The following is a 412-nucleotide window of genomic DNA, read 5'->3' on the forward strand; positions in this document are numbered from 1 at the left end:
CGCGCTCTCGAATGGGAGATAACTGACGGAAAAATGGATCGCGAAAGGGCTTGACTTCCAATGCCCCATAGAAGTCTCACTGTGTCATAAAATCAGTTGTGCGCTCAATTGTTGTACCGTAAGAGTGCCATCGTTGCATGAGTCTTTGTCCAAGCAGGATGCGTAACGTAGTAATGGAATCAGGAACGTGGCGCTGAGCGCGCTGGACTGCCCCGGGGGATGTAATCCGGGGGAAGGGCAGGCAGCGCGTGTTCAAGGAAGTTTTTTTTACCACGCCCATCTGATTGCATTTTGAGTCGCTGAGCCATCAGAAATCCGTACGCAGCGATACTCAGTGTGGCGTGATGGTGAAAGCCACGCCAGCCTCGCCCTTCATAATGACCGAGCCCGAACTCCTGCTTCAGGTCCTGAT

At 52.9% G+C, this 412-nt stretch carries 1 pseudogene; it reads right to left on the reverse strand.

Annotation, left to right across the window (positions count from 1 at the left end):
- Positions 1 to 179: 179 nt before the first annotated feature.
- Positions 180 to 412 (reverse strand): annotated as a pseudogene (locus J8I87_RS44235) (IS701 family transposase); the annotation flags it as partial.

The organism is Paraburkholderia sp. LEh10 (assembly GCF_017814945.1).
Lineage (GTDB): Bacteria > Pseudomonadota > Gammaproteobacteria > Burkholderiales > Burkholderiaceae > Paraburkholderia.